Annotated in this window: 8 protein-coding genes; 5 read left to right on the top strand and 3 right to left on the bottom strand. The window is 68.8% G+C overall.

Annotated elements, in window-relative coordinates; genetic code table 11:
* Positions 1-543 (top strand): ankyrin repeat domain-containing protein (locus CF68_RS17390; protein ID WP_035821002.1); only part of this gene is annotated, 543 nt, incomplete at its 5' end.
* Between the two features lie 70 nt (positions 544-613).
* Here CF68_RS17390 and CF68_RS17385 read toward each other — a convergent pair.
* Positions 614-2,329 (bottom strand): long-chain fatty acid--CoA ligase, encoded by a 1,716-nt coding sequence (locus CF68_RS17385; RefSeq protein ID WP_035821000.1) that lies wholly within the window; start codon positions 2,327-2,329, stop codon positions 614-616.
* Positions 2,330-2,563: 234 nt separating this feature from the next.
* Between CF68_RS17385 and trxA the strand changes: the two genes are divergently transcribed.
* Positions 2,564-3,409 (top strand): thioredoxin, encoded by an 846-nt coding sequence (gene trxA / locus CF68_RS17380; protein ID WP_035820998.1) that lies wholly within the window; start codon positions 2,564-2,566, stop codon positions 3,407-3,409.
* A 69-nt stretch (positions 3,410-3,478) separates the two neighbouring features.
* Positions 3,479-3,856, top strand: coding sequence for a cupin domain-containing protein (locus CF68_RS17375; protein ID WP_013957582.1), 378 nt, complete (start codon positions 3,479-3,481; stop codon positions 3,854-3,856).
* A 6-nt stretch (positions 3,857-3,862) separates the two neighbouring features.
* On the opposite strand, the gene CF68_RS17370 is transcribed toward CF68_RS17375, so the two are convergent.
* Complete coding sequence (locus CF68_RS17370; RefSeq protein WP_035820996.1) at positions 3,863-4,303, bottom strand: bacteriohemerythrin; 441 nt, start codon at positions 4,301-4,303, stop codon at positions 3,863-3,865.
* 123 nt (positions 4,304-4,426) lie between these two features.
* Between CF68_RS17370 and CF68_RS17365 the strand changes: the two genes are divergently transcribed.
* Entirely contained in the window at positions 4,427-5,005 is a 579-nt protein-coding gene (locus tag CF68_RS17365) for an ATP-binding protein (protein ID WP_035820995.1), read from the top strand.
* Positions 5,006-5,020: 15 nt separating this feature from the next.
* Here CF68_RS17365 and tcdA read toward each other — a convergent pair whose 3' ends face one another.
* Entirely contained in the window at positions 5,021-5,890 is an 870-nt protein-coding gene (gene tcdA / locus CF68_RS17360; protein WP_084187281.1) for a tRNA cyclic N6-threonylcarbamoyladenosine(37) synthase TcdA, read from the bottom strand.
* A 212-nt stretch (positions 5,891-6,102) separates the two neighbouring features.
* On the opposite strand from tcdA, the gene CF68_RS38430 reads away from it, so the two are divergent.
* On the top strand, positions 6,103-6,699 hold a 597-nt coding region (locus CF68_RS38430), incomplete at its 3' end, for an AsmA family protein (protein ID WP_035820993.1).

Here is a 6,699-nt window from a genome sequence, read left to right as displayed (position 1 = left end):
GTGGCGCGCCTGCTGGCCGCCGGCGCCTCGGCGCGCGCGGCCGACGAGCGCGGGCGCAGCGCCCTGCTGGCGGCCGTGCAGAACCGGCACGCCGAAGTCGCGCGCACGCTGCTGCTGGCCGGCGCCGATGTGAACCTGAAGGACACCGAGGCCAACAGCCCCTTCCTGCTGGCAGCTGCCACCGGCCAGGCCGACATGGTGCGCCTGGCGCTGGCGCACGGCGCCGACCTGGCCAGCACCGACCGCTATGACGGCACCGCGCTGATCGCCGCCAGCCAGCACGGCCATGTCGAGGTGGTGAAGCTGCTGCTGAAGGCCGGCGTTGCCGTGGACCATGTCAACGACCTGGGCTGGACCGCGCTGCTGGAAGCGGTGATCCTGGGCGATGGCAGCACCCGCTATGAGGAAACGGTGCAGTTGCTGCTGGATGCCGGCGCTGACGCCAACCTCGCCGACCGCGAAGGCGTGAGCCCCACGCGCCATGCGCGCGAGCGGGGCTACAAGACCATGGTGAAGATGCTGATGCGGGTGCGGGGGCATTGAGGGCCGGCACCGCGTAAATGAAAAAGGCTGGTCGGTCTACCAGCCTTTTTCATTGGCTACCCCGGCTGCCTCAGGCCGCGGGCTTCTCCTCTGCGCTCGTGTTGCGCGCATTCTCGCTTTCCTGCAGATGGCGCCACATCACCTTGCCGGTGCCCGACTTCGGCAGCGCCTCAACGAACTCCACCACGCGCGGGTACTTGTAGGCGGCCATGTTCTCCTTGGCCCATTCGATGATCTGCTCCGGCGTGGTCTTGCCCCTGGCATGGGCGCGCAGCACCACCACCGCCTTGACGGTCTCGCCGCGGTACAGGTCGCGCGTGCCGATGATGCAGGCCTCCTGCACGTCCGGATGCTTGTACAGCAGGTTCTCCACCTCGGCCGGCCACACCTTGAAGCCCGACGCATTGATCATGCGCTTGAGGCGGTCGGTGATGAAGTAGTAGCCCTCTTCGTCCATGCGGCCCAGGTCGCCGGTGCGGAAGAAGGTCTTGCCCTCGAACTCGATAAAGGCGTCGCGGGTGGCGTCCTGCTTGCCCCAGTAGCCCTTGAACACCTGCGGGCCGCTGACGATGATCTCGCCGATCTCGTTGGGCGGCAGTTCCTTGAGCGTGACCGGGTCGACCACGCGCGCGTCGGTGTTGAAGGTCGGCACGCCCAGGCACTGCAGCTTGGGCCGGTCCGACGGGTTGCTGTGCGTCGGCGCCATGGTCTCGGACAGGCCATAGCCTTCCAGGTAGTTCAGCCCGAACTGCTCGCGCAGGCGCTCGGCCACGGCCTGCGGCATGGCCGCGCCGCCGCCGCCGATATAGCGCAAGCTGGACAGGTCGAACTGGGCCAGGTTGGGGCTGGCCAGGAAGTCGATCACCATGGTCGGGATATTGGTCCAGTGCGTGACCTGGTAGCGCGAGATCAGGCGGCCGGCCACCTCGCGGTCCCAGCGCGGCAGCATCACCACGGTGGCGCCGCTGTAGATCGGGCCGTTCATGCCGTACTGCATGCCGGTGACGTGGAACAGCGGCAGCACCGACAGGATCACCGACTCGGCGCCCGAGCCCGACCAGGTCGCGCCGCCGACGATGTTGTGCATCACCGAGCGGTGCGTATGGATACAGCCCTTGGGGAAGCCGGTGGTGCCCGAGGTGTAGGGCATCACCGCCATGTCGTCCGGGCCGGCGGTGTGCGGGCCGGGCTGCAGGCCGGCGCCCAGCGCCTCGGGCCACGCGGTGGCGCCCGCAGGCAGCGGATGCGGCGTGGTCAGCCAGGCCGGCGGCGCGTCTTCCGGATGTTCGTGCGTGGGCGGCAGTGCATCGGCATACTGGGTCACCAGCAAATGCTGCAGGCGCTCGGCCGGCGCCAGTTCCGCCTGCGCCTGCTCGACCCCGGGGGCCAGGTCGGCGGTGAAGATCGCCACGCGCGCCTGCGCGTCGGTGACGTAATGCTTGAATTCCTCGGCGCGGTTCATCGGGTTGACCGGCACCACCACCGCGTCGGCGCGCAGGATGGCGTAGTAGCTGACGATGAACTGCGGGCAGTTCTGCATGTACAGCAGCACCCGGTCGCCCTTCTTCACGCCCGCCTTCTGCTGCAGCCAGCCGGCCAGCGCGGTGGCCTGCGCCTCCAGTTCACGGAAGGTGATGGCATTGCCGAAGTAGCGGATCGCGGCCTTGTCGGCATAGCGGAGCGCCGAGACTTCCAGGTTGGCCCAGAGCGAGGTTTCCGGCAGCACGATGGCGGTCGGCAGGCGCTTCGGCCAGAACTGGAAATGCGGGCGAGCTGGGGTCTGCATGCAAGGTCTCCTGTGCGGTCTCGCGGACCGGGTCTTTTGGTATGATCAAGGACTATAACCGAACGATCGTTCTATTTTCAACCGCAGACTTTCCCGAACCCTGCGGGCACGGTATTGGCACAGGGCGTTGCATTCGGCGCCTTCGCCCTCACAATAGGGGTATAGATTGCCCTTGCCCCTGCGGGCGGCCCCCCAGGCTGGCCGCTCCCGCCTCTCCCCGATCCAGGATTCCCCATGAGCGACGTGACCCTGCAGAATTTCGAAACCGAAGTGATCGAGGCCTCGCGCCAGGCGCCCGTGCTGGTCGACTTCTGGGCGCCGTGGTGCGGACCCTGCCGCACGCTGGGCCCGATGCTGGAACGGCTGGAGGCCGAGGCCGGCGGCCAGTGGAAGCTGGTCAAGGTCAATGTCGACGAGAACCAGGACCTCGCCGCGCACTTCGGCGTGCGCAGCATCCCGCATGTGGTGGCGATTGCCGACGGCCAGGCGGTGGACCAGTTCATCGGCGTGCTGCCCGAATCAGGCCTGCGTGAATTCCTGGGGCGGCTGATGCCCAAGCCCGCGCAGATGGCCCTGCATGACGCCCTGCAGCTGGCCGCCGAGGGCGACCGGGCCGGCGCCGAGGCAAAGTTCGACGAAGCCATTGCGCTCGACCCCGAGACCGACGCCGCCCGGCTGGCCTATATCGGTTTCCTGCTGGACGGCAATGCCATCGCCAAGGCCAGGTCGCAGTTCGAGGCCCTGTCGCCGCAGGCCGCGCAGCAGGACGCCCATGCCGCGCTGCGCACGCGCATGGACGCGATGGAGGGCCTGTCCGGCCTGCCGGACGAGCCCACCCTGAGCACGCGCATTGCCGCCGACCCGCGCGACCTGGCGGCGCGGCGGGACTTGGCCAGGCTGCTGATCGCGCGCCAGCAGTACGAGCCGGCGCTGGAGCAGTTGCTGGAAATCGTGCGCACCGACCGCACCTTCGAGGACGATATCGGCCGCAAGACCATGCTGTCGGTGTTCGAGATGCTGGCCGACCGGCCCGAAGTGGTCTCGCACTGGCGCCGCCAGCTGAGCACGGCGCTGAACTGAACGGCCGGGCCGCGGCCCCGGCGCGGTAAACTGGCGGACTCAGTTCCGCCATTTTTCCTGCCATCCGCCATGCCAGCGCCCCGCCTGATCGACTTCAAGACCGAGCCCGCCCCCAGCCACGACCGCCCGCGCCCGGACCGGCTGGTGTCAGGCAACCCCGACCGCACCACCTGGACCCACTACAGCGCGCAGCACGGCGATTTCGACTGCGGCATCTGGGCGTGCGAGCCCGGGGCCTGGCGCATCGCCTTTCCGGCCGGCAAGGAAGAGTTCTTCCATGTCATCAGCGGCCGCATCCGCATCAGCGACGATGCCGGCCAGGCCAGCGACTTCGGCCCCGGCGACGCCTGCGTGATCCCGGCCGGCTTTACCGGGCTGTTCGAGGTGCTGGCGCCGGTGCGCAAGTATTTCGTGGTGATCGACCGCGACGCCGCCCACCCGGCCTGACTGCGCTCAGGCCGCCGTGACCGGGCCTTCGACCAGGGTGAAGCCGTGCTCGCGCATATGCTCCACCATCATCGCGTCCATCGACTTGACGTGATGGTCGAACCAGCCCGAGAGCTCGGCCACCAGGCGGCGGCCAAGCTGGAACTCGGCATCGGTGTGCACCTTGTCACGCACCGCGACGGCCACGGCCAGCACCTGCTGGTGCTCGCCCGCGTGGCAATGGCGCGGGCCGAAGCCCATCGCCTCCATCCACTGCTCTTCCTGGGCGAAGTGATGGCGGGTATGGTCGATCCATTCGTCCATCGCCGCCAGGAAGCCGGCGTCGTCGGCGCCGGCCACCGCGGCCAGCAGCTGCACGAACTCGGCATGGGTGGCGTCGGTGACCGGTTCGCCCAGATGGAGGTGGTCCGGCAGGCCGGCGGAGGAAAGCTGGTCTTTGGCGTCCATGGGATCGACTGCAATCGTGGAAGAAAACGGCAAGGATACCGAATCGGCGCGGCCCGGGCCTGATCTGGCGCAAGCCAGGGGTATGCTGTGGGCGATGCGCCCTGCCCGCTACACCTATCCCTCATGCCACGACTGATCTTCTTCTGCGGCCATGCCGGCACCGGCAAGACCACCCTCGCCCACCGCCTGATCGGCCCGCTGATGCAGGCCACCGGCGAGCCCTTCTGCCTGCTCGACAAGGACACCCTGTACGGCCGCTACAGCGCCGCGGCCATGGCGGCCATCACCGGCGACCCCAATGACCGCGACAGCCCGGCCTACCTGGACAACCTGCGCGACCCGGAATACCAGGGCCTGCTCGACACCGCGCGCGAGAACCTGGCGCTGGGCATCAGCGTGATCGTGATCGGCCCGCTGTCGCGCGAGGTCAAGGCCCACCTGCTGCATGACCCCGGCTGGCTGCACGTGCCCGCCGGCACCACGGTGCGCACGGTCTGGGTCCACCTGCCTGAAGACGAGGCCCATGCGCGCATCATCCGGCGCGGCAATCCCAACGACGCCTACAAGCTGGGCCACTGGGAGGCCTACCGCACCCGGCGCTTCATGCCGGCGCCCGCGGACTATCCGGAACTGATCTTCTTCGACAACCAGGCACCCGGCGACGCCGAGATCGATGGGCTGCTGCGCGCGCTGAGCGCCTGAGCGGCCCGGGCGGCTTCAGCCGCGCGCGATCTCGCCGATCACCGCCGACGCCGCGACAAAGCCGAACACCGCCGTCACCGCCACCGACGAACCAAAGCCCGCGCACGCCAGCCCCTGCGGGCCGCGCATGGCAGGCTGGCCCGGCTGCCCGTCCAGCGGCGGCGCCTCGTCGATCTCGCAGGCCTGCTGCTCGGGCTCGGGGTATTGCAGCGGCTCGTCCGAATAGACCGCGGCGATGCCGAACTTCTTCTTCGGGTCGCGCGTAAAGCCCCATTGCTTGCGCAGGCCGGCGCGCACCTTGGACAGCAGCGGGTCCTGGATCGTGCGCGCCAGGTCGTCGATGCGCACGCGCGTGGGGTCGAGCTGGCCGCCCGCGCCGCCGCACGTGATCACCGGCACGCCCTGGCGCCGGGCCCAGCCGAGCATCCCGGTCTTGACGCGCACCGCGTCGATGGCGTCGATGACGTAGTCATAGCCGGCGCCGAGCAGCTCGGGCACGTTGTCCGGCGTGACGAAATCATCGACCTGCGTCACCTGGCAGCGCGGGTTGATGGCGACGATGCGCTCGGCCATGGCCTCGACCTTGGCGCGCCCGTAGGCATCGCCCAGCGCATGGATCTGGCGGTTGGTGTTGGACAGCGCGATATGGTCCAGGTCGATCAGCGTGATGCACCCGACCGCATTGCGCGCCAGTGCCTCGGCCGCCCAGCTGCCGACGCCGCCAATGCCGACCACGCACACGCTGGCCGCCTCCAGGCGGGCCAGGCCGGCGGCGCCGTAGAGCCTTGCCACGCCGCCGAAGCGGCGGTGGTAGTCATCCTCGGCCGGGCTTTCGTGGGTCAGCGGCTCGGGCAGGCCGGCCAGGTCGTGTGCGGCATCGTTCATGCTGGAGGAATCGGGTCGATGGAGATCGGCAGGGTCGGCGCCCGGCTGCGCCGGGGCAAGAATCCGGCATTTTCCGGCGGCGATGTCAGCCAATCCCCGACAAAGACAGGAAGCGCGCAACTATACAATAGACGTGCAGTGGTCCGTTCGCCGCCCCGCGCTGGCGTGGGCGGCGAACGGACCTGCCCCCGCCAGACAGGAGAGCCCGCCTCATGCCCGTGCGCCGCAAGGTTGTTCTGTGGAGTGTGCTGACACCGCTTGCGCTGATCGCGCTGCTGGTGGTCGTGATCCTGACCTTCGACTGGAACCGCCTCAAGCCCTGGCTCAACGACCGCGTCACCGAGGCCATCGGCCGTCCCTTTGCCATCAACGGCGACCTGACCGTGACCTGGCGCCGCGGCGAAGGCGAGAAAGGCTGGCATACGCTGGTGCCGTGGCCGCGACTGTCGGCGCGCGACATTACCATCGGCAATACCGAGTGGGCCAAACAGCCCAACCTGGCGACCATGCGCGAACTGATCTTCGTGCTGCGTCCGATACCGCTGCTGGCGCACCAGATCGCGGTGCCGACCATCGTCGTCGACAGCCCGGCGGTGTGGCTGGAGCGCCTGCCGGACGCCCGCAACAACTGGACCCTTGAGTTCGGCCCCAAGAAGGGCCCGTCCGAATGGGAGCTGGATATCGGCGAGGTGGTGCTGGCGCGCGGCAACCTGGCGCTGGCTGACCAGTTCAAGAAAATCGAACTGCAGGCGGAGCTCGACACCATCGGCGACAACCCGCTCTATGACAAGGCCCGCGACGGCGCGCTG

The organism is Cupriavidus sp. SK-4 (assembly GCF_000611125.1).
GTDB classification, from domain to species: domain Bacteria; phylum Pseudomonadota; class Gammaproteobacteria; order Burkholderiales; family Burkholderiaceae; genus Cupriavidus; species Cupriavidus necator.
Note: the sequence above shows the minus strand (reverse complement) of the source record. Positions and strands in the feature narration are given on the sequence as shown.